The organism is Pseudomonas putida (genome assembly GCF_028682395.1).
In the GTDB taxonomy this organism is placed as follows: Bacteria; Pseudomonadota; Gammaproteobacteria; order Pseudomonadales; family Pseudomonadaceae; genus Aquipseudomonas; species Aquipseudomonas putida_AB.
This window is the reverse complement of record NZ_JANHLC010000010.1, coordinates 68,855-92,999: the sequence shown is the minus strand read 5'-3', so window position 1 is coordinate 92,999 and position 24,145 is coordinate 68,855. Positions and strand designations below refer to the sequence as shown.

The window sequence follows — 24,145 nt, the reverse complement described above, 5'->3', positions numbered from 1 at the left end:
CAATAGCCACTTGATAACAACAGTCAGAACCGCTATCCCCAAGGAGTTTCACCATGTCGCGCAGCCTCTGGACCCACTTCAAGCTACAGATCGCATTCGTTGCCACCGCCGGCATGCTGCTGAGCGGTTGCGCCACCACGGGCAGCTCCATGCTCGACAACAGTGCCAGCCCCGACCCGCGCCTGACCCAAAGCAATGACGCCGAATTTTTCAGCAAGTCCGGCTACCAGGCCTGCGCCGTTGGTGCTGGCATCGGCATTCTCGGCTGTGCGCTGTCCAACAGCAGCAACAAGGCCGTCTGCGCCGTTGCGGCCGGGATCACCGCCTGCGGCGTGGCCATGGGCGCGAACTACTACCTGGACCAGCGTCGCAGCGAGTACGCCGACACCACCACCCGCCTGGCGAAGATGAACAGCGACGTCGAGCAGGACACCCAGAACGTCATCACCCGCACGGCCACCGCCAAGCAGGTGATCCAGGATGACCAGGCGCGCATCGCCCAGATCAAGCGCGACATCGCCAACAAAAAAGTCGACAAGACCAAGGCCCAGGCTCAGATCGCCGAGATCGATTCGAACATCGCCCGCCTGCGCAAAGACCTGGGCAACATGCGCACCAAGGTCACCGAGTACACCAAGGTGGCAGATGCCGAGCGCGCGCAGGGCAACAGCCCCGAGATCAAGCAGGTGGACATGAGCATCCTGAAAATGAACGAGAAAGTCGCCGCCCTGCAAAAGGAAGTCGACGGTCTGTACAGCCAACGTTCCGCAATCACCCTGGGCTAAGCACATGACGCTACGACAGCTGGCGGTCATCACCGCCGTCCTGGCCCTGAGCGGTTGCGCGACGAAGCCGGGCGAATGCGATGCAACCAATCGCGACAGCAGCATGCTGCTCAAGATGAACTGCGACTACTCCGGTGGTTACAGCGATCAGGTCAAGCAGAAGGAAGAAGCCCTGAATGCCTCACGCCAGCAGAACGCCCTGTTCCGCCAGGTCTACGAGAACATTCAGGCCCAGCAACTGAGCACCCGCACCGACCTGGCCAGCCAGCAGAAATCCCAGGCGGCGCTGAACCAGTCGCTGGGGCAACTGTTGACCTCGCTCAAATCCCGGCGCGGCAATGAAGGCCAGGTCCAGAAGCAGATCGCCAGCCTTGAGCAGCAGCTCAAGGCTTCGCAAGCAGCACCGGTGAGCAAGCCCACCGCGGCCACACTGGCGGCCAAGCAGGAAGAGCTCAAGACCTTGCAGAAAAAGGTCAACCAGTTGCAATTCAGCCTCGGCTACGAAGAGTAGTTTTTCACCCCGCAGGCATCCCGAGGGATGCCTGCACTATTTCCAGGAATCATCGTCATGCAGCGGGTCATCAGGGATACACAGGCCTCACCGCAGGGGATGAGCGCGCTGCAAGACAAAGTCGCCCTTATCCAGAAACATTTTCCAGCCACCGTCGCCAACCTGTTTGCCATCCCACGGATGGGCAGCGGCGAAGTCCTGGAGTGGTGGACCGAACTGGGTGGCCAGCCCACGCCCTATGCCGAGCTCAACGAGGACGCGCAGCGGCGTTTGCTGCAGACCTACGAAGTACGCCAGACCTCCCTCGGACAACTGGCGGACGAGCTGCAGAAACGCGGCCAGACAACGGACGCCGACGCCCTGCGCAGCCTGATCGGCACCCCCGAACTGGACACGCTCTACAGCCTCAACGGTGAACCGCTGGTGGTGCGCTGGAACCAGCTCAAACCCAAGCCTGTACCGGTACCGCCGCCCGTGGTGCCAGTCCCGCCCGTCGTGCCCGTCGTCCCCCCATCGCGCCGGGGCTGGTGGCTGGCCGCAGCCTTGCTCGCGCTGCTGTTGCTGCTCCTGGCGCTCTGGCTCTACTGGTTCCTGCACCGTGACCCGGTGGTCGTAGTGCCACCGGTCCCGCCAGCTCCAGCACCCGTCGAACAACCGCTTGAACCGGCCCCCGAGCCGGTGCTGGAGCCGACGCCCGAGCCCGAGCCGGTGCCTGTCCCACCGGAGCCAGAACCCGTGCCGGAGCCCGTACCAGAACCCAAGCCAGTGCCGCCGCCCAAACCGGTCGTGGCCGCCCCGCCACCAGCGCCAACGCTGGACAACTTTGCCTGCCGCAAAAAATCGCCGAATGCGGAGATCCCGCAGTTCGTGGTGGTGCTCGATACCTCGGGCTCGATGGACTTGAACATCAAGTCATTGAAATCCGACGAGGACTGGCTGTTCGCCAATGAGTTCAACAAGTTCCTGGACATGGATCGCACCCTGCGGATCACCGCCAAACCAACCCGCATGGACGTCGCCAAGGACTCGCTGGCCGGCATGATCAACGGGCTGGACCCGAAGATCGACACGCGCCTGATCACCTTCGCAGGCTGCCAACGCACGCCGGACCAGGGTGTGTTCAAGTTTGGCGACCGCCCACGGCTGATCAACGGCATCCGTGGCCTGGTGTCCAACGACGGCACCCCCCTGGCCGACAGCCTGGCCTACGCGGCCAGCACGGTGGACGGGCGCAACAACGATGCGGTGATCGTGATGTTTATCGACGGTGAAGACGGCTGCCAGAAAGACGTCTGTGCAGTTTCCCGGCAGATCGCCAGGGACCAGCCACGCCTGCGGGTCAACGTCGTGAGCATCGGTGCTGGCGGCCCGTCGCGTTGCATCGCGCAAAACACCGGCGGGCGGGTCTACAGCAGCTCCGATGCAGCCGAACTGGGCAAGCAGTTGAAACTGGCGAGCAAGGAAGTGTCGAGCAACGCCAAGTGCGACTAAGCGGCTAGTGCCCTGCCCCCATGACCGGACGGCGCCCTCTAGCGGGCGCCGTTTTTTTATCAAGCGCAAACACCCTCCTGGCGCGGGGATCACCCGCGCGCCCTGCCCCTCGAACGTGACCCGCCCTTTGGGGGATGGAAGCACAACGCCATCAAAAAGCTCATGTTCTACAAAATATGTCCGATACAGTCATTTCTGCCGCCTCTTCAGAGGCCAAACAAACACTCAATGCACGGCGGCCCCAGGCCCATAGCCGGAGGTTTTCTGCATGTTTGCCACGATCAAGATCGGCCATCGCATCGCGATCAGTTTCGCGCTGCTGTTGCTGGTGACCGTTGCCACCTTGGTGCCGGTATTCCTCTCGCGTTTCGAGGCGCTGATCGCCGAGGCCGAGCAGCGCGAGCTGAGCAGCCTATTCGAGAACATCACCACCGCCATCGGTTCCGAAGCGCAAATGGCCGAGCGCCTGTCGGCGCTGGTCGCTGGTCTGCCGCCGGTGCAGCAGGCCATGGCCCAGGGCGACCGAGAGACGCTGATGGCCCTGCTCGGCCCCGGATTCCCACGGCTCCAACAGGACCATGGCGTGCGCCAGTTCCAGTTTCATACGGCCCCCGCCACCTCGTTCCTGCGCGTGCATGAGCCTGAAAAGTTTGGCGATGACCTCTCGGCATTTCGCCAGACCGTACTGGCCGCCAACAACGGCAAGCGCAGCATTCGCGGCATCGAGTCCGGACTCGCCGGGCTGGGCATTCGCGGTATTGCGCCCATTGCCTATGAAGGCCGGCATGTGGGTACGGTGGAGTTCGGGCTGTCGTTCGGCCAGGCGTTCTTCGACGCGTTCAAGGCCCGCTACAAGGTGGATGTCGGCCTGAGCCTGGCCGCCCCTGACGGGCGCTTCAAACCGTTCGCCAGGACGATGGCTGACACCGGGTTGCTGACCGATGCCCAGCGCCTCCAAGCCTTGAACGGCACGCCAGTGCACCTGCAGGTCGATGACCAGGGCCGGGCGCTGGCGATTTATGCCGCGCCGGTCAAGGACTACTCGGGCAAGCCGATCGGCATCCTGGAATTTGCCATGGACCGCTCGCACTATGCCGACGCCTTGAGCAGCTCGCGCAACATGGCGCTGCTGGTGGCCGTCGTGGCTCTGGTGTTGGGGCTGCTACTCGCCCTGCTGATTGCCCGCGGGATCGTTCGGCCCATTCGCACGGCGGTCGAGGCCATGCGCGATATTGCCGCCGGCGACGGCGACCTGACTCGCCGGCTGCACGCGCAAGGCAACAATGAAGTCGCGGAACTGGCTACGGCGTTCAACCGCTTTGCCGAGAAGGTCCGCACGCTGGTCAACGACGTGGCACTGTCCACCACCCAGGTCGCGGCATCGGCCGAGGAAATGTCGAGCATCACCGAACAATCCAATCGCGATGTCGGCCGTCAGCGCCGGGAGATCGAGCAGGTCGCCACGGCCATGCACGAGATGTCATCCACCGTGCAGGAAGTCGCGCGCAATGCGGCCCAGGCAGCGCTTTCGGCACAAGCGGCGGACACCGAGGCGCATCAGGGCCAGGCCGTCGTACAGGGGGCGATCCAGGCCATCGAAGGGCTGGCCGCAGAGGTGGAAAACGCCGCCGTGGTGATCCAGCGACTGGAGGAAGACAGTCAGCAGATCAGCAGCGTGTTGAATGTGATACGCAGCATCGCCGACCAGACCAACCTACTGGCACTCAATGCGGCCATCGAGGCAGCACGTGCCGGTGAACAGGGACGCGGCTTCGCGGTGGTGGCGGATGAGGTGCGCACCCTGGCCTCGCGCACACAGCAATCCACCGGCGAGATCCAGCAGATGATCGAGCGTTTGCAAGCGGGATCCGCCGAGGCGGCAACCGTGATGCAACAGAGCCAGGCCAGGGCCCGCGCAAGCGTGACCCAGGCCCAGCAGGCCGGTGCCACCCTGACCAGTATCACTTTGGCCGTGGAAGCAATCAGCGACATGAACGCACAGATCGCCAGCGCCGCTGAAGAACAGAGCAGCGTCGCCGAGGAGATCAGCCACAACGTGGTGAACATCAACGGCGTGGCCGATCGCGTGGCCGAGTCGGCCGGCCAGACCGCCACCGCCAGTGATGAACTGGCACGCCTGGCCAGCCAGCAACAGGTGCTGGTCAACCAGTTCCGCTGCTGAACCGCCACTGCGCCAGCGCCCATGCCCGCCCGGGGCCTGGGCTCACATACCCGACAGGCACCCTCCCGTTGCACGGTGCTGGCGCCCTATCGAACCGCCCTGGCCTTGCGCTTACGCAATGCCGGGGCCCGCAATGACTTCAGTGCCCAGGCCAGCCATACGCACGACCACGAACTGCGGGGCAATCAAGATTGCACCTGGAAGCTCTGGCGAGTCTCGGACGGCCCGCGTGCCGGCTCGATCGGTCCGGCATAACCTGTAGGAATCGTGGGCATGAGCAACCGTGTTTTTACAGCCTACCCACGGCTGATTAGCATCGAATGACTGCTCCCCCGCCGATGCAAGGAAGACCTACATGCCCTACAGCATTCCCATTGCCGCGCTTCTCGCCGTACTGCTGATAACGCTGTCCCTCAATGTCTCGCGCCTGCGCCTGCGGTATCGCGTGAGTTTCGGCGATGCCGGCCACCCGGCGCTGACCGCCGCCATACGTGCCCATGGCAACAGCCTCGAACAATCACTGCTGTTTATCCTGCTGCTGTACTTCGTCGATACCGCGACCTCGCTGGGCGCAACCTGGGTCATCGGCCTGGGCGGCGTGTTCATCGTGCTACGCGTGGCGTACTGCACGGCACTGTTCCGCAGGCGTCTGCGCGTGCGCCAGATCAGCCATGGCCTGAGCATGCTGGTGCTGCTGGTCACCACCCTGACGCTGCTGGCAGAGGGCCTGAAGGCATGAACAAGGAAGCGAAAAAAATCGCGCTCTATCGCCGGGTCAATGGTTTTACTGGCCCGCTGGCCCGCACGCGCTGGCACTGGCGTACACGCTCGATCGCGCGCCTGCTTGCCCAGTGGGTGTGGTGGCGAAACGCCGGCCAGCCCAGACAGGGCGCGGCAGCCATTGCCCAGGAATGGCAGCGCTTGTTCGGCCTGCCACAGTTCTGGCCGATCAAGCGGCTCAGCGCGCACACCGCTTACTGCGAGATTCTCTTTCCGTGCGCGCTGGAAGGCACGGGTGATCTCGCTGCGTGCCACCGACTGATGGAATACGACCGCGCCCTTCTGAAAAAAATCGGCGGCGAATTGATCGTCCTGCAGTCACGCGCCGATCCTCGGGTCACCGGCAGTTGCAAGGTCGCCATTCGTAGCCTGAACACCGCTCACCCCGAGCTGATTCACACCCACCTCCTGGATTGACCACCCGCCAGCCTTGCCGACGGGCACTGCCAAGGTGAAGATGCCTGCTGATGATCGGACAAGGAACGCTGAGCGTGCGCCTGGAAATAAAGCATCTGCACCTGGTACGCAGCATTTGCCAGACCCACAACCTGACGCGCGCCGCAGAGCAGCTGTTTCTCTCCCAGCCGGCATTGAGCAAGCAACTGGCCGAACTGGAGGATCGTCTCGGCTTTGCGCTGTTTCACCGCACGCGCAAGGCCATGCTACCCACCGAGGCGGGCCTGGCCTTCAACCGGCATGCGCAACGAATACTCGACGACGTCGCGGCGCTGGAAGACCACCTGTCCAGTTATGGCCGCCATGACCGCGGACGCCTGCGGGTCAGTCTCGACCCCCTGCACCACGCCGACTGGCTGCCCGCCTGGCTGCACGCGCTGCGCCAACGCCTGCCCAATGTCGACGTACAGATCCGACAGGTGCCGGACTTGCTGCACAGCCTGCGCCAGCGCGAAAGCGACCTGATCGTCATTGGCGAAACCAGCCCGGCAGCCGATACCTTTTTCCATCCACTCAACCCCGATGAACTGGTGGTTATCCTCCCTCCCGATCATGCCTTGGGAACAAAGCCCTGGCTCGAGGCCGCGAACCTGAGCGGGCAGACTCTGCTCTATCACTTCGAGCTGGAACAGTCCTACCTCTACCGGCGTTATCTGCATCCCCAACAGATTCGGCTCGGTTCGGCGCAGCATATCCAGGATATTCCCACCATCATTGCCCTGGTTCGCCTGGGCAGCGGCATCAGTGTGCTACCGCGACGGCTGCTGCAAGGCAATGAACACGGCCTGCTGGTGCGCCCGATTGGCGAGCAGGGCTTTCACTTCAATTGGTACGGCGCGACAACCAGGGACGGCGCGCCCCCAACGGTGCCCATCGCCTTGGCGCTGCTGGAAGACATACTGTCCGCGGCGAGTTGAAAGCGTCTGCGGCCAATCCCGGACCGGTCGTCGCGCAGGCCCTGCACCATCTGAGCGTCGGCAGGTCCGTCGGCGCCAAGCGCTTCGCCCCCTCCAGGACGTGTTTTTTTGTGCGATGGGTCGGTATTTTCGGCAAACCGATGCCCATTTTGCCCCTATGCCTCTACGCTCTTCGCTGAGGTCCCGGTGTTCACCCGACACCCATGCTCGCCGCGAGGCTAATCGCCCGGCGTCAGCCAGCCCCAGCCCAGGAGTGTTCCATGCATATCCACAACGCACGCCTGCGCGGTCGCGATGGTCTGTTTCGCATCGAGCTACATGACCAGCGTATCGCCGCCATCGATGCACAGACCGGCTCCGCCAGGCCTTTGGCTCCGGGCGACCTGGACGCCGAGGGGCATCTGGTCACCGCGCCCTTTGTCGAGCCACATATTCACCTGGACGCGGCGCTGACCGCCGGTGAGCCGCGCTGGAACATGAGCGGCACGCTGTTCGAAGGCATCGAACTGTGGAGCGAACGCAAGGCCCGGGTTACCCATCAAGACACCCTGGACCGGGCCCGCCGCGCCATCGAGATGCTGGTCGACCACGGCATCCAGCATGTGCGCACCCATGTCGACGTTACCGACCCGTCCCTGGCCGCCCTCAAGGCCATGCTCGAAGTACGTGAGCAGACTCGCCATCTGATCGATCTGCAGATCGTCGCCTTTCCCCAGGAAGGGATCGAGTCGTTCAAGGGTGGCCGCGAGTTGATGAGCGAAGCGGTGGCCCTCGGCGCCGATGTGGTGGGCGGTATTCCGCACTTTGAAAACACCCGCGAGCAAGGCGTCAGCTCCATCGGCTTTTTGATGGACCTGGCCGAGCGCACCGGCTGCCTGGTGGATGTGCATTGCGACGAGACCGACGATCCGCAGTCACGCTTTCTTGAGGTGTTGGCCGAGCAGGCACTGAGCCGTGGGATGGGCGAACGGGTCACGGCCAGCCATACCTGCGCCATGGGCAGCTACGACAACGCCTACTGCTACAAACTGTTTCGCCTGCTCAAGCGCTCGCAGATCAACTTTGTCTCCTGCCCTACCGAAAGCATTCACCTGCAAGGGCGCCTGGACGGCTACCCGAAACGCCGCGGCCTGACCCGCGTTGCCGAGATCGACCGCGCCGGGATGAATATCTGCTTTGGCCAGGATTCGATCGTCGACCCGTGGTACCCCCTGGGCAACGGCAATATCCTGCGCGTGCTCGAAGCCGGGCTGCATATCTGCCATATGCTCGGCTACGAAGACCTGCAACGCAGCCTGGACCTGATCACCGACAACAGCGCCAGGGCCCTGCAGCTGGGCGAAGGCTATGGCGTGGTCGTGGGGCGCCCGGCCAACCTGCTGATCCTCAGCGCCGCCAACGACTACGAAATGCTGCGCACCCAGGGCCTGGCGCGGGTTTCGATCCGCCACGGCCAGGTCCTGATGCGCCGCACCCTCGCCCAGGTGGAGCGCCCCGGAGGTTGAGGGGCCAGCAACCCTTAGCGCCCCGCCGAGGGCAGGAAATAGGCTTGCAACGCGGGAGAAAAATGCGTGCTGTTGATCCGCGCATACCCTCGGTAGTCGCGCGTGACGGCAAACGCCGAGCCGGGCATCAAGAGAATCCGCCGCTCTTCGAGTCGATCCATGAAGGGTTGCAAGTCAGGCATATCCGGGTGGTGGGCCCAGATAAACATGCCGCCCTCGGGCACAATCTCGAACTGCCAGCCACCACGGCGCAAGGCCCTCTGGGTGCGGTCCTGCTGCGTGAGCAGTTTTTGCTGGAGAACCTTCATATGCCCGGCGTAGGTGCCGTCGGCCAGGATGGTATTGACGAAGCGCTCGCAGAACGCCGGGACAGCCACGCAGGTCAGCAGCTTGAGACGCGTCAGCGGTTCTATCCACTGCGCCGAGCAGGCGATATAGCCCACACGCAAGGAGGCCGAGAGGCACTTGGAGAAACTGCCGATGTAGATTACCCGATCCAGGTTATCCAGCCCGGCAAAAGTCTGGCGTGCGCTCGGGCTGAAATCGCCATAGACGTCGTCCTCGACCACCAGAAAATCATGGGCCATTGCCAGGCGCAGGACCTGCAAAGCGCTATGGGGGCTGAGTGTACCGCCGGTGGGATTATGGAAGGTGCTGTTGCAAAAAAAGGCCCTGACCGGATGCCGGGCCAGATGCTCTTCCATCTCCGCGATATCGGGCCCCTGCGCGGTGCGCCGGATACCAATGACATGGCCGCCCGCCAACTGGATCAGCTTGATCAGATTGCCGTTGCCCGGCTCGTCGACAAACACATGGTCGCCGGGCTTGATCAGCAATCGGACAACCAGATCCAGGGCCTGGGTCGCCCCCAGCGTGGTCAGTAACTGGCTGGGACGAACCTCGAGCCGGATCTGGCGCTTGAGATGCACGCACAGCTGCTTGCGCAGCGGCAGGTAACCGGAAATATCACCGTACTCGGCCAGTGAACTCTGCTCCAGCCGCGCCGTGCGCCGAATGGCCTTGGCCAAGAGCTCGGTATCGCGCCACAGCGGCGGCAACCAGCCGCAGCCGAGCTTGGTGTAGTGCGCGCCGCCCTGCAGCAGCTTGAACAACGGATCGCCGACCAGACGCGGATCGTCCTGCTCCTCGGCGCAGCCTTGGACCCCACCGCTGACAAAGTAGCCACGCCCCGGCTGAACCTCCAACAGGCCCTCGCTGACCAGTCGGCCATAGGTGGCGACGACCGTGTGATAACTCGCCGCGCCGCTGGCAACCACCGCCCGGATCGAAGGCAGGCATTGCCCCACTGACCACTCGCCGGCGGCCAGGCGTTGTTTTATCGCGCAATGGAAGGCGTTGGCGCCCATGACAAGCTCCGCAAAACCGATAGAAAAAACAGCCTAACAGTTAGTCGAAAAGCTTGTCGACTGTGCGACCGGCCGTCCGCCAGGCGTGCAAACATTAGCCGTGCCCCAGCCCTTTACCCTGACGAGTACTGCCGATGACCCGCTCGCTGCCCCGCCGTACGTACCTGTACTTCGCCGCGCAATCGATCAACCTGACCACTGCCGTGATGTCCGTGACCATGGCGGCCATCGTCGGTACGGCACTGGCGCCATCCGAGCCCTGGGCGACGGTGCCCTACGGCTGCCAGTTTCTGTTGGTGATGCTGGCGACCTACCCGGTCTCCAGGCTGATGGCACGGATCGGGCGCAAGCGCTCGTTCATGCTCGGCGCGCTGCCGTTGGCCGTGGCGGGAATTTGCGGCTACTGGGCGGTCGAGCACCGACAGTTTGCACTGCTGGTGGTCAGCCACGCCGCGCTGGGGGTCTATATTGCCTTTGCGAACTTCAACCGTTTTGCCGCCACCGACCGTCTCGAACCCGCGCTCAAGCCCAAGGCCATCTCCTTGGTCGTGGCCGGTGGCGTGCTCGCCGCCGTGATCGGCCCGGCGCTTACCGAGTGGTTGCGCGAGGTCGCGGGCTTTGCGCTGTTTTCACTGTGCTATGCCGCGTTTATCGGCCTGGCGCTGCTGTCCGGGCTTATCGCGACCTGCCTGAGCGCCGATCCCCTGACGCCGCAGGCGGCGAAGCAGAAGACCGCTTTGCCAGCCGCCCCGGCGCTGCGCCCGACCCAGCGGCAGGCGTTGGTACTGGCCATGGCCGTCGCCGCCCTCGGCTACGCGATCATGAACCTGCTGATGATTCAGGCCTCGATGCATATGGGTCATCAGCACGAGGACTTTTCCAATGTGCGGCTCGCCATTCAATGGCATGTCATCGCCATGTTCGCGCCCTCATTCTTTACCGGCGCGCTCATCCAGCGGTTCGGCACCCGGGCCACGCTCTGTGCAGGCCTGGCCCTGCTGATTGCCTGCACGGCGCTCAACCTGGCCGCGAACAGCTACGCGATGCTGACCTTTTCGCTGATTGTGCTGGGGCTGGGCTGGAACCTGACCTATGTCGGCGGCGGCGCCCTGTTGGCCGAGACCCTGGAGCAGCATTCCCAGGCGTTCCAGATGCAGGGCCGGAACGACCTGGCCATTGCTGTCTGTGCAACGCTTGGCGCCTTTTCCCCGGCACTGGCCCTCAACACCCTGGGCTGGAGCGGGAGCAATCTGCTATGCATGGGGTTGGGTCTCGCCCTGTTGCTGGCGACGGCCGTCGGGCTGAAACAAGCGCCGGCAGCGCCCCAGGTGCGGCCGTCAACGTAGCTGAGGTTCTTAACGTAACTTCAGGGGGTCAACCATCCCGGCGGCGATCGCCATGCCGACCAGGTCGGGCAGGTTTTCCGCCTGCATGCGCTTCATCACCCGTGAGCGATACAGGTCGATGGTCTTGACGCTGACGCCCAGTTGCTCGGCAATTTCCTTGGTGCTGTAGCCCTGGGCCAGGGGCAGGAACACATCGCGCTCGCGCGGCGTCAGGCTCGCCAGGCGGGCCTTGAGTTCTTCGTGGTTCTGGCTGCCGGGACGGTTGGTATCGAAGGTGCTCAGCGCCTGCTGCACACTGTCGAGCAGCAACTGTTCGTTGTAGGGCTTTTCGATAAAGTCGTGGGCACCGGCTTTGAAGGCACGCACCACGATGGGCACATCGGCGTGTCCGCTGACAAAGATGATCGGCAGTTTCATCTCCCGGCTGTGCATCTCTTCCTGGACGTTCAACCCGCCCATGCCGGGCATGCGCACATCCAGCAGCACGCAGGCATTGAGGCGCACGTCGCAGGCATCGAGAAAGTCCCGGCCACTGGTGAACGGCAAGGCCTTGAGCCCGACGGACTCCAGCAGCCAGACCGTCGAGTCGAGCATTCCCTGGTCATCGTCGACCACGTAGACCACCTGCTCAGCCACAGCAGCCATTGCATTACTCCTATTGTTGTTTTGTGGTTCCAGCCAGCGGCAAGCGGCACTTCATCGACAGGCCGATGGGTTGGCGCTCAGCCTGCAGTTCGCCACCGAAGCCTTCGATAATGCTCCGGCTCATCGACAGCCCCAGCCCCAGGCCATCGGCCTTGCTGGTGTAGAACGGAGTGAACATCTGCGCCAGTTGCGGCTCGCTGACGCCCGGTCCCTGGTCTTCCACGCAGATATCCACAGCACTGCCGGCACGCTCGAACGCAGCGATCACTATCCGCGACGGCTGCCCCGGATGCTGCTCGCGGTTGGCATCGATGGCGTTGCGCAGCAGGTTGAGCAGCACCTGTTCGAGCAGGACCCGGTCGGCATAGATCGGCGGCAGATTATCGGGCAGGCGCTCCTCGATTACCACTTGGCAATTGCTCGCCTCCCAAGCACACAGGCGCACCGCCTCGCGGGCGATTTCGGCCACATCCAGGGCCTGCATGCGCCGCTGGCCCTTGCGCAGAAACGCGCGCAGGCGGCGAATCACTTCCGAGGCATGGGTGGCATGCAAGGTAATGCGTTCCAGGCCCTGGGCCACCCGTTCGACCGCCTGGGGGTTGTGCCCCACGGTTTGCAAATAGCGCTGGCTGGCGTTGGCATAGTTGACCACCGCCGCCAGGGGCTGGTTGATCTCGTGGGCAATCCCCGAAGCCAGCTCGCCCAGGGTCACCAGCCGCGCAGTGTGGGCCAGTTCATCCTGGTGATGGCGTTGCTGGACTTCACGCAACTCGCGCTCGGTCATGTCCCGCGCCACCAGCGAGTAGTAGCGCTCGCCACCGGCCGCGCGATGGGCCAGCAACACCAGGGACACCGGCACCGACGGCCCGCCGCCGGGCGGTTGCAGCCGCGCGTCGCTGCTCCAGACGCCATGGCCTTCGGCGCTGTTCCAACCTTCGCGTTGCAGGCGCGCCAGATCATCACTGGCAAACAATTCGGCCAGCACCGGCATGGGTTGCTGCTCGCCCAGGCGCAGGGTGCGCCGGGCGGCGGGATTCAGGTAGGTCACCTGGCCGGCCGGGTCGATAAACAACACCGGGTCAGTGTTGGCCTCGACCACTTCGGCCAGGCGACGCTTGTTTTCTTCGGCCTGGACCCGCGCGGTGATATCACGCGAAACGGCGACCACCTCCACCACCGCGCCCGTGTAGGTCTCGCGAATCGCCCGGCAGGCCGTTTCAAACCACAGGTAGTGCCCGGCCTGATGGCGAATCCGATAGGTCATGGTGTGGTAACCATCCTGCTCCAGCGCATCGCGGGCACGACGCATCAGGCTGGCCAGGTTCTGCCCGTGGATCAGGTTCTGGGCCATGCTCGCGCGCAGTTCTTCGGGCCAGTAGCCCAGCAGGGTCCAGGACGCCGGCGACGCGTCGAGGAAACGCCCGTCGGGGGTATGGCGCGAGATCAGGTCGGTGGTGTTGTCGATAATCAGCCGATACAGGCGGCGAGCGCGGGCGGCCTCGCGCTCGGCCAGCACCTGGCCGGTGGCGTCGCGGCAACGCGCGAGCACGCGATGCGCCAGGGGGTCGGGGACAAAGGTCCAGATCAGGATCTGCGCCTCGAACTGCGCCTCGACCGCGTCGATGGCCCGCTCCTGCTCCAGGCAGGCGCTCACCAGTTCCCGGTGATTGACCGGAAGAAACCCGAGTACATCGCTCAGCGGTTTCTCCGCCAGCAAGGCCAACAGTGCGGCATTGAATTCCAGGGGCCGGCCCTGCTTATCGAGCAACAGGCTCGGTTGCGGATCATGGCCCAGCAACGGCGAGCCGCGCAGCAAGCCGTCGACACTGCCCAGCAGGCCATTGAGCAATTCCTGCAGCCAGCTCACCCAGCTCAGGCTCACATCCTCGTGTATTTCCACCAGCAGCAGCCCCGGCGCATCGGGCTGCAAGGCAAAGCTGAACACCTGGCCATGGCTGACGGCGGCCCGGCGCAGGCGGCCAGCCAACCAGCAATCGAGCTGGCGCACCTGGCTCAAGTCCATCTGCCCTGTTTCGCTCAAATGTTCGAACAGCAGCGCATCACTGGCCCGCAGCGGGTCGCCCAGGCCGGGCGGAAAATGCTGGGCGGCGCCCTCATGGCCATAAATATGCGCCTGGGGTTGCCAGCTCAGGTACACCGCACGGCGTACCTCGGGGCAATCGAGCAGGGCCCGGCACAGCGCATCGGCCCGGGCCGCCAGTGAAACGCCCTCGCGCTGCAGGCGCAGCCAGCTGTGCAATCGAACGGGAGTGAGGCTCATCGAACGTCCACTTTGTCAGGAAATCCAAGCATATACCGGGCCTGGTGAGATAACCCTAGTCATTTAGCATCCTCGAAATTGAATATAGTATAAATACTATAACCATAAGGTCATGCTTCCATATCCAATAGCAGATGTTATATAAAGCACGCCGGACATAAAGTTGACCCTGGCGACCGACACTGCCGGATCAACCACAGAGCTAACAATCAGCCACCGAGTAACCATTCATGTCGATCTTCGAGCAAGGGCTCAGCCCTTCGGCTGTCAATCATATCGCCTTGTCGCCGCTGAGCTTTCTGGAACGCACCGCCAGTGTGTACCCCGACTACCCCGCCGTGATCCACGGTTCGATCCGCCGTACCTGGGGCCAGACCTACGCCCGCTGCCGTCGCCTGGCCTCGGCTCTGAGCGGACGTGGAATCGGCAAAAACGATACCGTCGCCGTGATGCTGCCCAATATCCCCGAGATGCTGGAAGTGCACTTCGGCGTCCCCATGATCGGCGCGGTGCTCAACCCGCTGAACGTGCGCCTGGATGCCGAAGCCATCGCCTTCATGCTCCAGCACGGCGAAGCGAAAGTGCTGGTGACCGACCGCGAATTCCACGACGTGATCCGCGCGGCCATCGGCATGCTCGACCACCCGCCGCTGGTCATCGATGTCAACGATCCGGAATACGGCGAAGGCCAGGCGGTCAGTGACCTGGACTACGAAGCGCTGCTGGCCGAGGGTGATCCGCAGTTTGCCTGGCAATGGCCGGATGACGAGTGGCAAGCGATCTCGCTGAACTACACCTCCGGCACCACCGGCAACCCGAAAGGCGTGGTCTACCACCACCGCGGCGCGTACCTCAACTCCCTGGGCAACCAGATGACCTGGGCCATCGGCAACCATCCGGTGTACCTCTGGACCCTGCCGATGTTCCACTGCAACGGCTGGTGCTACCCCTGGACCATCACGGCCCTGGCCGGTGTGCATGTGTTCCTGCGCCGGGTCGACCCGCAGAAAATCCTCAACCTGATTCGCGAGCACCAGATCTCCCATCTGTGCGGCGCGCCCATCGTGCTCAATGCCCTGGTGAACATGCCGGAGTCGGCCAAGGCGGCCATCGACCACCCGGTCAACGCCATGGTCGCCGGCGCGGCGCCACCGGCCAAAGTGATCGGCGCGGTAGAGGAAATGGGCATCAAGGTCACACACGTCTACGGCCTGACCGAGTCCTACGGGCCGGTCACCCTCTGCGCCTGGCATGCCGAATGGGATGAGCTGCCACTGGAAGAACGGGCCCAGATCAAGTCCCGCCAGGGCGTGCGCTATCCGACCCTGGAAGGGGTGATGGTCGCCGATCCGAAAACCCTGGAGCCGACCCCGCGAGATGGCCAGACCATCGGCGAGATCTTCATGCGCGGCAATACCGTGATGAAGGGCTACCTGAAAAACCCGACGGCCACCGCCGAAGCGTTCGAAGGCGGCTGGTTCCATACCGGCGACCTCGCGGTCTGCCACCCCGACGGTTACGTCGAGATCAAGGACCGGCTCAAGGACATCATCATCTCCGGTGGCGAGAACATCTCCACCATCGAACTCGAAGGCGTGCTCTATCGCCATCCGGCGGTGCTGGAGGCCGCTGTGGTCGCCCGTCCGGACGAAAAATGGGGCGAAACGCCCTGCGCCTTTATCACCCTCAAGGCCGACCATCCAGACACCCGCGAAGCCGAAATCATCAGTTTCTGCCGCGAGCACCTGGCCGGGTTCAAGCTGCCGCGCACCGTGGTCTTCACCCAACTGCCGAAGACCTCGACCGGCAAGATCCAGAAATTCGTCCTGCGCGAAATGGCCAGGAACCTCTAACCCAAGCACCGCGTTTTGCCCCGGCGGCAGGCCTTGATGGCCGCCGCTTTGGGCGCGTGCGGCCGGCATTTGACGCAGCAGCGCCCTTCACCCCACAGATCGACAACAAAAACAAAAGTGGAGCCAACCATGAGCGACATCCATGCAACCGATACCCAGCGCTGCGCACGCATTCGCAGCAACCCGAAATTCCTGCAACTGGTCAAGGCGCGCTCGCGCCTGGCCTGGTCGCTGAGTGCCGCCGTGCTGGGCACCTATTACGCATTCATGGGTGTGGTGGCCTTTGCCCCGCAGTGGCTGCACGCACCGCTCGCCAGCCCGAAACTGATGACCGTGGGCATGCCGATTGGCACCGCGATCATCGTCTTCTCCTGGCTCCTCACCGGTTGGTACGTGTACCGCGCCAACACCCGTTTCGACGCCATGGGCAGCGCCCTGTTGGAGGAGAGCAAGTGATGAACGCACTTCGTACCCTGCTCCTCGCCGGCGCTGGCCTGCTGCCCGCGTCCCTGGTCCTGGCGGCACCCGGCGTGGGTGAAGTCCAGAAACAACCCTTGAACCTGCATGCCATCGGCATGTTTTTCGTGTTCGTGCTGGGCACCCTATTGATTACCTGGTGGGCCGCCCGACAGACCCGTTCCACCTCTGACTTTTATACCGCCGGCGGTGGTATCACCGGGTTCCAGAACGGCCTGGCCATTGCCGGCGACTACATGTCCGCCGCCACGCTGCTGGGGCTTTCCAGCCTGGTGTTCGCCAAGGGCTATGACGGTTTTATCTACACCATCGGCTTCTTTGTCGGCTGGCCGATCATCACGTTCCTGATGGCCGAGCGCCTGCGCAACCTGGGTCGCTACACCTTTGCCGATATCGTTTCCTACCGCCTGGACCAGAACAAGGTGCGGATCTTCGCCGCCTTCGGCTCGCTGACCGTGGTCTGCTGCTACCTGATCGTGCAAATGGTCGGGGCCGGCCAGTTGATCAAGCTGTTGTTCGGCCTCGACTACCCGGTAGCCGTGATGATCGTCGGCGCCCTGATGCTGGTGTACGTGATCTTCGGCGGCATGATCGCCACCACCTGGGTCCAGATCATCAAGGCCGTACTGCTGCTCGCCGGCGGCACGACCCTGGCCGTGATGGCCATGTCCGAGTTCGGTTTCAGCTACGAGGCGCTCGCCGCCAAGGCCATCGACGCCCATGCCAGCGGCTGGGACATCATGGGCCCGGGCTCGATGCTCGCCGACCCGATCAACGCCGCGTCGATGTCCCTCGGCCTGGTGTTCGGCATCGCCGGCCTGCCCCATATCCTGATGCGTTTCTTCACCGTGCCCAATGCCAAGGAAGCCCGTAAATCGGTGTTCTACGCCACCGGCTTCATTGGTTTCTTCTTCCTGGTGGTCTGCACGCTGGGCTTCGCGGCGATGGTCATCATCGGCACCGACCCGCAGTACTACGTCAACGGCGAAGTGGGCGGCACCCTGGTCGGCGGCGGCAACATGGTCGCTATGCACCTGGCCAAGGCCGTCGGCGGCAACCTGTTCTTCGGCTTCCTCTCGGCCGTGGCCTTCGCCACGATTCTCGCGGTGGTTTCCGGCCTGGCACTGGCCGGCGCTTCGGCAATTTCCCACGATCTCTACGCCACCGTTCTGAAAAAGGGCAAGGCCACCGAGAAGCAGGAAATGCGCGTCACCCGTATCGCCACCGTAGGCCTGGGCATCATCGCCATCCTGCTGGGCATCCTGTTCGAGAAGATGAACGTCGCGTTCCTGGTCGGCCTGACCTTCGGTATCGCCGCCTCGACCAACTTCCCGGTCCTGATCATGGCCATGTACTGGAAGGGCCTGACCACCAAGGGCGCCCTGATCGGCGGTTTCGCCGGCCTGCTGTGCGCCCTGGTGATGGTGATTCTGTCGCCAGCGGTCTGGGTCACCGTGCTGGGCAATGCCCAGGCCATCTTCCCGTATGACCATCCGGCGCTGTTCTCGATGCCACTGGCCTTCCTGGTGATCGTGGTCGTCTCCAAGCTCGACCGCAGCGCACGGGCCGCAAACGAACGCGCGGCCTATGACGACCAGTTTGTCCGGGCCCAGACCGGCCTGGGTGCCGCCAGCGCTTCGAGCCACTGATTCGCCGGGCACGGGCCGCAACAGCGGCGCCGTGCCCCTTTCACCATTGTTACAACGAGGTTCACGTTATGCCCGAATTCAACGCCCCACTGCGCGACATGCGCTTTGTCCTGCATGAGGTGTTCGACGCACCGGCCCTGTGGGCGCGTCTGCCGGCGCTGGCCGAGAGCGTCGATGCGGCCACCGCCGATGCCATCCTCGAAGAAGCGGCGAAAGTCACCGCGCAACTGATCTCGCCCCTCAACCGCAGCGGCGACGAAGAAGGTGCCCAGTGGCACGCCGGCCAGGTCACGACACCGGCCGGTTTCAAGCAGGCCTACGCGACCTATATCGAAGGTGGCTGGGTCGGCCTGGCCGGTAACCCGCAGTTCGGCGGCATGGGCATGCCGAAGATGCTGGCCGTGCAGTTCGAGGAAATGCTCTACGGCGCCAACTCCAGCTTCGCCCTGTATTCCGCGCTGAGCTCCGGGGCCTGCCTGGCCCTGGATGCCCACGCCAGCGACAGCCTGAAAAACCTGTACCTGCCACCGATGTACGAAGGGCGCTGGGCCGGCTCCATGTGCCTGACCGAAGCCCACGCGGGCACCGACCTGGGGCTGATTCGCACCCGTGCCGAACCCCAGGCCGATGGCAGCTTCACCATCAGCGGCAGCAAGATCTTCATCACCGGCGGCGACCAAGACCTGACCGAGAACGTGATCCACCTGGTGCTGGCCAAACTGCCGGACGCACCGGCCGGCCCGCGCGGCATTTCGCTGTTTGTCGTGCCCAAGGTGCTGGTCAATGCCGACGGTTCCCTGGGCGCTGCCAACGCCGTCAGTTGCGGTTCGATCGAACACAAGATGGGCATCAAGGCCTCGGCCACCTGCGTGATGAACTTCGATGGCGCCAGCGGCTGGCTCGTCGGCGAGGCCAATAAAGGCCTGGCGGCGATGTTCACCATGATGAACTACGAACGCCTGTCCATCGGCATCCAGGGCATCGGCTGCGCCGAGGCGTCCTATCAGAGCGCCGTAAGCTACGCCCGCGAACGCCTGCAAAGCCGTGCACCAACTGGGACAGTGGCGCCAGACAGGATGGCCGACCCGATCATCGTCCACCCCGATGTGCGGCGCATGCTGCTCAGCATGAAGGCCATGACCGAGGGCGGTCGTGCATTCGCCAGCTATGTCGGTCAGCAACTGGACCTGGCCAAATTCTCCGACGACCCGCAGGAGCGCGACAGCGCCCAGACCCTGGTCGCCCTGCTGACCCCCGTGGCCAAGGCGTTCTTTACCGATGCCGGGCTGGAAAGCTGCATCCACGGCCAGCAGGTATTCGGTGGCCACGGCTATATCCGCGAATGGGGCCAGGAGCAACTGGTACGCGACGTGCGCATCGCCCAGATCTACGAAGGCACCAACGGCATCCAGGCCCTGGACCTGCTCGGGCGCAAGGTCCTGGCCGACAACGGCGCGGCCCTGCGCCAGTTCACCGGCGAGATCCGCACCTTCGCCGCCCAGCCCGGCGCGCCTTATGCCAAGCCTCTGCTCGAGGCCGTCCAGCGCCTGGAAGACCTTAGCGACTGGCTACAGGACCAGGCCGCGAGCAACCGCAACGAGATCGGTGCGGCGTCGGTGGAGTACCTGCATCTATTCGGCTATGTGGCCTACGCATGGCTCTGGGCCCGCATGGCCCAGGTCGCCGAAAGCCAACGTGGCGAAGACGAGGCGTTCTATGGCGCGAAACTGGCCACGGCCGACTTCTACTTCAGCCGTTTGCTCCCGCGCATCCTCACGCTGGAGCACTGCATCCGGGCGGGAAGCGCACCGTTGTTCGGTCTGAACGCCGAACAGTTCTGACGGTTGAATCACCCGTGGCGCCAAGCCCTCTCGATTTCGGCGCCACGGTTTTTTTATCCACAAGCGCTCGCTCTGCGGCGAGCACTGCTACCGCGCCATTTTGAGCGATGGGCGCAGCACGTCCCGGAGATTTGTTGCGCCAATCGCTACTCCATAATAAAAACAAAGGAGCTTCACCATGGACCGCACTACCGGTAACAACCTGACCCGCCTGCTTCTGACCGGCGCTATTGTCGGCCTGTCGAGCCCGGCCAGCGCCGACTTTATCAAGGACAGCAAGGCCAGCCTCGAGCTGCGCAATTTCTACTTCAACCGTGATTACCGCCAGGACAACGCCCCCCAGTCCAAACAGGACGAATGGGCCCAGGGTTTCCTGCTGCGTTATGAATCGGGCTTTACCGAAGGCACCATTGGCGTGGGTGTCGACGCCCTCGGCCAACTCGGCCTCAAACTCGACTCCAGCCCGGACCGTACGGGTTCCGGCCTGCTCAAACGCCATAGCAATAGCGCCAAGGGCGCGCAGGACGAGTACGGCGAACTGGGCCTGACCGCCAAAGTGCGGGCCTCCAAAAGCGTACTGAAACTGGGCACCCTGCTGCCCAAGCTGCCCGTATTGCTGGCCAATGACTCGCGGCTGCTGCCGCAGACGTTCAAGGGCGGTCAGTTGACGTCCCTGGAAGTCGACGGCCTGACCCTGGATGCCGGCCGGCTGACCCAGGTCAACCAGCGCGACTCCTCGGACTATCAGGACATGGGGATCACCGCGACCGGGGCCAAGAACATCCGCGTGCGCCACAGCGAGAGCGACCGCTTCGACTTCGCCAGCCTCAACTACAAATGGAGCAATGAGCTCAGCACGGCCTACAGCTACGGCCACCTGGAAAACCTCTACAGCCAGCACCTGCTCAACCTGACCCATGTACTACCGCTGGGCCAGGGTCAGTCGCTCAAGAGTGACCTGCGCTTCGCCCGTTCCCTCGACCAGGGTGGCAGCAACGTGGATAACCGCGCCCTGGGCGCGATGTTCACCTACAGCCTGGGTGGCCATGCGGTTGGCCTGGGCTATCAACGCATGAGCGGCGACACCGGCTTTGCCTACGTCAACGGCACCGATGCGTTCCTGGTGAACTTCGTACAGATCGGCGACTTCGCCAACCGCGACGAAAAGTCCTGGCAGGCACGCTACGACTACAACTTCGCCGCCCTGGGCCTGCCGGGCCTGACCTTTATGACCCGTTACATCAGCGGTTCGGATATCAACCTGGGCGCCAATCGCCCAGAGGGCAAGGAGTGGGAACGCGATACCGATATCGGCTACGTGTTCCAGGAAGGCCCGTTGAAGAACCTGGGGGTAAAACTGCGCAATGCCACTGTGCGCTCCAGCCATTTTGGTAGCGACCTGGATGAAAACCGCCTGATCGTCAGCTACGTCCTGCCAATCTGGTAAGCCCACCGTAAAAACTTTCTGTAGGCGCGAGCGATCTCGCGCCTACAGAAGAACGCTGCAGGCCAAATGGGGACACACCTGCGCGAAAAATCCATCCCACTTCGGGCAATCATCCAATTGCCCAGTCCCTTGCGGCCACCGAAGATCTGTCGTGCTCCACAGCGTTGTATCCGGGGATTGATCCTTCATCTCGTGAAGGCCTGTAGCCAGGGAGGCGCCATGACACCTAACAGGAAAACAGATGGTCGGTTATTGCAGGTTGTGATGCATCGCATCACACTTCGCCCATGATTGTCAGCTGGCAACACAAGGGGCTCAAGGCCTTCTTTGAAACCGGCACAACCTACGGTGTCCGCACCGATCATGCGAGACGCCTGGCCCGGGTGCTGGCGGTCCTGGATCAGGCGCAGACACCGGTCGAAGTCGACCTTCCAGGCTGGCGGTTGCACCCGCTCAAGGGCGCTATCGCAGGGTTCTGGTGCATCACGATCAACGCCAATTGGCGCGTGGTGTTCCGTTTTATCGAGACGGATGTCGAACTGGTCAACTACCTGGATTACCACTGAAATGGAGGCCCTTCATGGCCATGTTCAATCCCCCCCACCCGGGTGAGATCCTGCGTGAAGAGGTGATTCCCGGCCTGGGAACTACCGTCACCGAGTTCGCCCGCCACCTGGGTTTTGCCCGGGAAACCCTTTCGCGGATTCTCCACGGCCATGCCCCCGTCAGCCCCGACCTGGCCGTGCGCCTGGAGCGTGCCGGTATCAGCAGCGCCCGTGTCTGGCTGGGTATCCAGGTCGACTACGACCTGTGGCAGGCCGAGCAGCGCGAACAGCCGCCCATCGAGCGCTATGTGCAGCGTGACAACTGAGCCACGGCGCGGCAGTACGCCCAATAAAAAGCCTCGCACGATCACCGTGCGAGGCTTGTTATCTTGAGCGCCTGGCGCTGGACAGCTACGCGCCTTAGACGGCCGCGACCACCATAATCTCGACCAGGATATCGGCCGACGCCAGGTTCGCCTCGGTGGTGGCCCGGGCCGGGCCGCAGCCGGTGGGCAGCCACGCGCTCCAGACCTCATTCATTGCCGCGAAGTCGCGCTCGATATCACGCAGCCAGATCTGCGCACTCAGCATTCTTTCCCGGCTGCTGCCACTCTGCTCCAGCAGGCTATCGATCTTGGCCAACACTTCCCGGGTCTGACCCGCGCAGTCGAGCGTCCGGTCGTTCGGCACCTGGCCCGACAGGAACACCAGCGGCCCATGAACCACGGCACCGCTCATGCGTTCGTTGACGGCGATTCTCTTGATACTCATTGTGCATTTCCTCAGGGTTCAATTCATGCCTGACAATGTCAGGCCCTGCAGATCAATCGGCGACGGCCGGCCGGCCACCAAATCAGCGAGTATCTGGCCACAGGCGCTGGCCAGGGTAAATCCCAGGCTGCCATGTCCGGTATTCAACCAGAAGTTCCTGAAAGGGCTCGCGCCCAGAATCGGTGGCCCTTCCGGCGTTGCTGGCCGCAGACCGGCCCAGGCCCGGGCCCCGGCGTAATCACCGGCCAGGGGGAAGGTCGCTTCGCACAGCCCCCGCAAGGCGCTGATCCGCGCCGGGTCAATGTGGGCGTCCCGTGCGCCGATATCGACCATCGCCGCCACCCGGAACTGCTCGCCAAGGCGGGCATAGACCACTTTGTTGTCGAAATCGGTCACGCTGGTTTCCGGCACCCCGGCCCCACCGCTAAATGGCAGGGTCAGGCTGTAGCCCTTGAGCGGATAGAGCGGCAGGTGGATCCCCAACTGCGCAGCCAGGCCACTGCTCGCATTACCCGTCGCCAGTACATAGTCATCGGCGCTGAATGCCTGCCCGTCGGCCAGCTTCAAGGCGCTAATCCGCGTCCCCGTTGGCACAAAGCCCTCGACCCGCTGTTGCAGGCGCTCGTAGCGCCCGCTGGCAAGCAGGCGCTGTTCGAGCATCAGGCAGAACAGGTAACAGTCCGCGGCTTCATCGGTGTCGCTGAAGATCCCGCCGGCCAGCTTGTCCACGACCGCTGCCAGGGCCGGTTCAAGCGCCAGGCAGCCGGCAGGATCAAGGGCCTGCGGACCCTCGCCGTGCAACTTGTCGGTGGCGGCCTTGAAGCCTTGCTCATCCCGGTAGATCACCAGCTTGCCGTTGCGCCGCCAGGCAAAACCGTCCAGGCCGTCGTCCTCACGCCAGCGACCCAGGACGGTCTGGCTAAACAGCGAAAGACGCAGCAAGTGCTCGCCATTGCGCCGATTGACACTGCTGCGACAGGCGCGCAGAAACGCCAGGCACCAGCGCCATTGGGCGGGATCGAGCCGCGGGCGAAAGCGTAATGGCGCGCTTGCCCCCTGGAGCATCCAGGCCAGCGCCTTGAGCGGCACCCCGGCATCGGCCAGTGGCGACACATAGCGATAACTCAACTGGCCACCATTGGCGTAGCTGGTCTCCTCGCCAATGCTCGCGCCCCCTTCGATCAGCGTCACCCGCTGGCCACTGCTGACCAGCGCCCAGGCTGTCGCGAGGCCAATCACCCCTCCCCCGATTACCGCGACATGCTTGCTCATTTCACCCATACCTTGGCTTTGATG

22 protein-coding genes and 1 pseudogene are annotated in these 24,145 nt (G+C 63.6%); 18 read left to right on the top strand and 5 right to left on the bottom strand.

What is annotated here, in order from left to right:
• Positions 1–53 precede the first annotated feature (53 nt).
• The 10 genes and pseudogenes from NPS46_RS21050 (at position 54) to codA (ending at position 8,627) form a co-directional block, all read left to right on the top strand.
• A complete protein-coding gene (locus NPS46_RS21050; protein WP_274110597.1) occupies positions 54–785 on the top strand; it encodes a hypothetical protein in 732 nt (243 codons plus the stop codon).
• 4 nt (positions 786–789) lie between these two features.
• Positions 790–1,296 (top strand): hypothetical protein, encoded by a 507-nt coding sequence (locus NPS46_RS21045; protein ID WP_274110595.1) that lies wholly within the window; start codon positions 790–792, stop codon positions 1,294–1,296.
• Positions 1,297–1,353: 57 nt separating this feature from the next.
• Positions 1,354–2,787, top strand: a complete 1,434-nt coding sequence (locus NPS46_RS21040; protein WP_274110593.1) for a VWA domain-containing protein — start codon at positions 1,354–1,356, stop codon at positions 2,785–2,787.
• A 268-nt stretch (positions 2,788–3,055) separates the two neighbouring features.
• A pseudogene (locus NPS46_RS25490) lies at positions 3,056–4,111 on the top strand (cache domain-containing protein); the annotation flags it as partial.
• 69 nt (positions 4,112–4,180) lie between these two features.
• Positions 4,181–4,969: a methyl-accepting chemotaxis protein gene (locus tag NPS46_RS25485; protein ID WP_425312774.1), complete on the top strand. Its 789-nt coding sequence runs from the start codon at positions 4,181–4,183 to the stop codon at positions 4,967–4,969.
• Between the two features lie 21 nt (positions 4,970–4,990).
• Complete coding sequence (locus NPS46_RS21030) at positions 4,991–5,224, top strand: hypothetical protein (RefSeq protein ID WP_274110591.1); 234 nt, start codon at positions 4,991–4,993, stop codon at positions 5,222–5,224.
• Positions 5,225–5,324: 100 nt separating this feature from the next.
• Entirely contained in the window at positions 5,325–5,708 is a 384-nt protein-coding gene (locus NPS46_RS21025) for an MAPEG family protein (protein ID WP_274110590.1), read from the top strand.
• On the top strand, positions 5,705–6,166 hold the full coding sequence (locus NPS46_RS21020) for a hypothetical protein (RefSeq protein ID WP_274110588.1): 462 nt from the start codon (positions 5,705–5,707) through the stop codon (positions 6,164–6,166). Before NPS46_RS21025 ends, NPS46_RS21020 begins: the two co-directional genes overlap by 4 nt.
• Positions 6,167–6,216: 50 nt before the next feature.
• Entirely contained in the window at positions 6,217–7,122 is a 906-nt protein-coding gene (locus NPS46_RS21015; protein WP_274110586.1) for a LysR family transcriptional regulator, read from the top strand.
• A gap of 260 nt (positions 7,123–7,382) precedes the next feature.
• The gene (gene codA, locus NPS46_RS21010) at positions 7,383–8,627 is read left to right on the top strand and encodes a cytosine deaminase (protein WP_274110584.1); all 1,245 of its coding nucleotides are present in this window, start codon (positions 7,383–7,385) and stop codon (positions 8,625–8,627) included.
• A 14-nt stretch (positions 8,628–8,641) separates the two neighbouring features.
• On the opposite strand, the gene NPS46_RS21005 is transcribed toward codA, so the two are convergent.
• Positions 8,642–9,994, bottom strand: coding sequence for a PLP-dependent aminotransferase family protein (locus NPS46_RS21005; RefSeq protein ID WP_274110582.1), 1,353 nt, complete (start codon positions 9,992–9,994; stop codon positions 8,642–8,644).
• Between the two features lie 134 nt (positions 9,995–10,128).
• Between NPS46_RS21005 and NPS46_RS21000 the strand changes: the two genes are divergently transcribed.
• Positions 10,129–11,340, top strand: a complete 1,212-nt coding sequence (locus tag NPS46_RS21000) for an MFS transporter (protein WP_274110581.1) — start codon at positions 10,129–10,131, stop codon at positions 11,338–11,340.
• 9 nt (positions 11,341–11,349) lie between these two features.
• On the opposite strand, the gene NPS46_RS20995 is transcribed toward NPS46_RS21000, so the two are convergent.
• Together NPS46_RS20995 and NPS46_RS20990 are read right to left on the bottom strand one after the other, a co-directional pair.
• Entirely contained in the window at positions 11,350–11,985 is a 636-nt protein-coding gene (locus tag NPS46_RS20995) for a response regulator transcription factor (protein ID WP_274110579.1), read from the bottom strand.
• Positions 11,986–11,995: 10 nt separating this feature from the next.
• Positions 11,996–14,266, bottom strand: coding sequence for a PAS domain-containing sensor histidine kinase (locus tag NPS46_RS20990; protein ID WP_274110577.1), 2,271 nt, complete (start codon positions 14,264–14,266; stop codon positions 11,996–11,998).
• Between the two features lie 230 nt (positions 14,267–14,496).
• Here NPS46_RS20990 and NPS46_RS20985 point away from each other — a divergent pair, with 230 nt between their 5' ends.
• From NPS46_RS20985 to NPS46_RS20955, 7 genes are all read left to right on the top strand, one after another.
• Positions 14,497–16,119, top strand: a complete 1,623-nt coding sequence (locus tag NPS46_RS20985; RefSeq protein WP_274110574.1) for an acyl-CoA synthetase — start codon at positions 14,497–14,499, stop codon at positions 16,117–16,119.
• 129 nt (positions 16,120–16,248) lie between these two features.
• Complete coding sequence (locus tag NPS46_RS20980; protein WP_274110572.1) at positions 16,249–16,575, top strand: DUF485 domain-containing protein; 327 nt, start codon at positions 16,249–16,251, stop codon at positions 16,573–16,575.
• Entirely contained in the window at positions 16,575–18,245 is a 1,671-nt protein-coding gene (locus NPS46_RS20975) for a cation acetate symporter (protein WP_274110570.1), read from the top strand. Before NPS46_RS20980 ends, NPS46_RS20975 begins: the two co-directional genes overlap by 1 nt.
• 68 nt (positions 18,246–18,313) lie before the next feature.
• Entirely contained in the window at positions 18,314–20,086 is a 1,773-nt protein-coding gene (locus NPS46_RS20970) for an acyl-CoA dehydrogenase C-terminal domain-containing protein (RefSeq protein ID WP_274110568.1), read from the top strand.
• A 178-nt stretch (positions 20,087–20,264) separates the two neighbouring features.
• Complete coding sequence (locus tag NPS46_RS20965) at positions 20,265–21,533, top strand: OprD family porin (protein WP_274110566.1); 1,269 nt, start codon at positions 20,265–20,267, stop codon at positions 21,531–21,533.
• Between the two features lie 287 nt (positions 21,534–21,820).
• Positions 21,821–22,099, top strand: coding sequence for a type II toxin-antitoxin system RelE/ParE family toxin (locus tag NPS46_RS20960; protein WP_274110564.1), 279 nt, complete (start codon positions 21,821–21,823; stop codon positions 22,097–22,099).
• A gap of 14 nt (positions 22,100–22,113) precedes the next feature.
• Positions 22,114–22,404: a HigA family addiction module antitoxin gene (locus NPS46_RS20955; RefSeq protein ID WP_274110562.1), complete on the top strand. Its 291-nt coding sequence runs from the start codon at positions 22,114–22,116 to the stop codon at positions 22,402–22,404.
• Positions 22,405–22,498: 94 nt separating this feature from the next.
• Here the strand turns inward: NPS46_RS20955 and NPS46_RS20950 are convergent, their stop codons facing one another.
• Positions 22,499–22,849 (bottom strand): RidA family protein, encoded by a 351-nt coding sequence (locus tag NPS46_RS20950; protein WP_274110561.1) that lies wholly within the window; start codon positions 22,847–22,849, stop codon positions 22,499–22,501.
• 18 nt (positions 22,850–22,867) lie between these two features.
• A complete protein-coding gene (locus tag NPS46_RS20945) occupies positions 22,868–24,121 on the bottom strand; it encodes a D-amino acid dehydrogenase (RefSeq protein WP_337994240.1) in 1,254 nt (417 codons plus the stop codon).
• Positions 24,122–24,145: the final 24 nt, after the last annotated feature.

Excerpts from the sequence above, each read along its gene's own strand:
- NPS46_RS21050 (WP_274110597.1), top strand. The coding sequence starts at position 54 with ATGTCGCGCAGCCTCTGGACCCACTTCAAGCTACAGATCGCATTCGTT.
- NPS46_RS21045 (WP_274110595.1), top strand. The coding sequence starts at position 790 with ATGACGCTACGACAGCTGGCGGTCATCACCGCCGTCCTGGCCCTGAGC.
- NPS46_RS21040 (WP_274110593.1), top strand. The coding sequence starts at position 1,354 with ATGCAGCGGGTCATCAGGGATACACAGGCCTCACCGCAGGGGATGAGC.
- NPS46_RS25485 (WP_425312774.1), top strand. The coding sequence starts at position 4,181 with ATGTCGAGCATCACCGAACAATCCAATCGCGATGTCGGCCGTCAGCGC.
- NPS46_RS21030 (WP_274110591.1), top strand. The coding sequence starts at position 4,991 with ATGCCCGCCCGGGGCCTGGGCTCACATACCCGACAGGCACCCTCCCGT.
- NPS46_RS21025 (WP_274110590.1), top strand. The coding sequence starts at position 5,325 with ATGCCCTACAGCATTCCCATTGCCGCGCTTCTCGCCGTACTGCTGATA.
- NPS46_RS21020 (WP_274110588.1), top strand. The coding sequence starts at position 5,705 with ATGAACAAGGAAGCGAAAAAAATCGCGCTCTATCGCCGGGTCAATGGT.
- NPS46_RS21015 (WP_274110586.1), top strand. The coding sequence starts at position 6,217 with ATGATCGGACAAGGAACGCTGAGCGTGCGCCTGGAAATAAAGCATCTG.
- codA (WP_274110584.1), top strand. The coding sequence starts at position 7,383 with ATGCATATCCACAACGCACGCCTGCGCGGTCGCGATGGTCTGTTTCGC.
- NPS46_RS21005 (WP_274110582.1), bottom strand. The coding sequence starts at position 9,994 with ATGGGCGCCAACGCCTTCCATTGCGCGATAAAACAACGCCTGGCCGCC.
- NPS46_RS21000 (WP_274110581.1), top strand. The coding sequence starts at position 10,129 with ATGACCCGCTCGCTGCCCCGCCGTACGTACCTGTACTTCGCCGCGCAA.
- NPS46_RS20995 (WP_274110579.1), bottom strand. The coding sequence starts at position 11,985 with ATGGCTGCTGTGGCTGAGCAGGTGGTCTACGTGGTCGACGATGACCAG.
- NPS46_RS20990 (WP_274110577.1), bottom strand. The coding sequence starts at position 14,266 with ATGAGCCTCACTCCCGTTCGATTGCACAGCTGGCTGCGCCTGCAGCGC.
- NPS46_RS20985 (WP_274110574.1), top strand. The coding sequence starts at position 14,497 with ATGTCGATCTTCGAGCAAGGGCTCAGCCCTTCGGCTGTCAATCATATC.
- NPS46_RS20980 (WP_274110572.1), top strand. The coding sequence starts at position 16,249 with ATGAGCGACATCCATGCAACCGATACCCAGCGCTGCGCACGCATTCGC.
- NPS46_RS20975 (WP_274110570.1), top strand. The coding sequence starts at position 16,575 with ATGAACGCACTTCGTACCCTGCTCCTCGCCGGCGCTGGCCTGCTGCCC.
- NPS46_RS20970 (WP_274110568.1), top strand. The coding sequence starts at position 18,314 with ATGCCCGAATTCAACGCCCCACTGCGCGACATGCGCTTTGTCCTGCAT.
- NPS46_RS20965 (WP_274110566.1), top strand. The coding sequence starts at position 20,265 with ATGGACCGCACTACCGGTAACAACCTGACCCGCCTGCTTCTGACCGGC.
- NPS46_RS20960 (WP_274110564.1), top strand. The coding sequence starts at position 21,821 with ATGATTGTCAGCTGGCAACACAAGGGGCTCAAGGCCTTCTTTGAAACC.
- NPS46_RS20955 (WP_274110562.1), top strand. The coding sequence starts at position 22,114 with ATGGCCATGTTCAATCCCCCCCACCCGGGTGAGATCCTGCGTGAAGAG.
- NPS46_RS20950 (WP_274110561.1), bottom strand. The coding sequence starts at position 22,849 with ATGAGTATCAAGAGAATCGCCGTCAACGAACGCATGAGCGGTGCCGTG.
- NPS46_RS20945 (WP_337994240.1), bottom strand. The coding sequence starts at position 24,121 with ATGAGCAAGCATGTCGCGGTAATCGGGGGAGGGGTGATTGGCCTCGCG.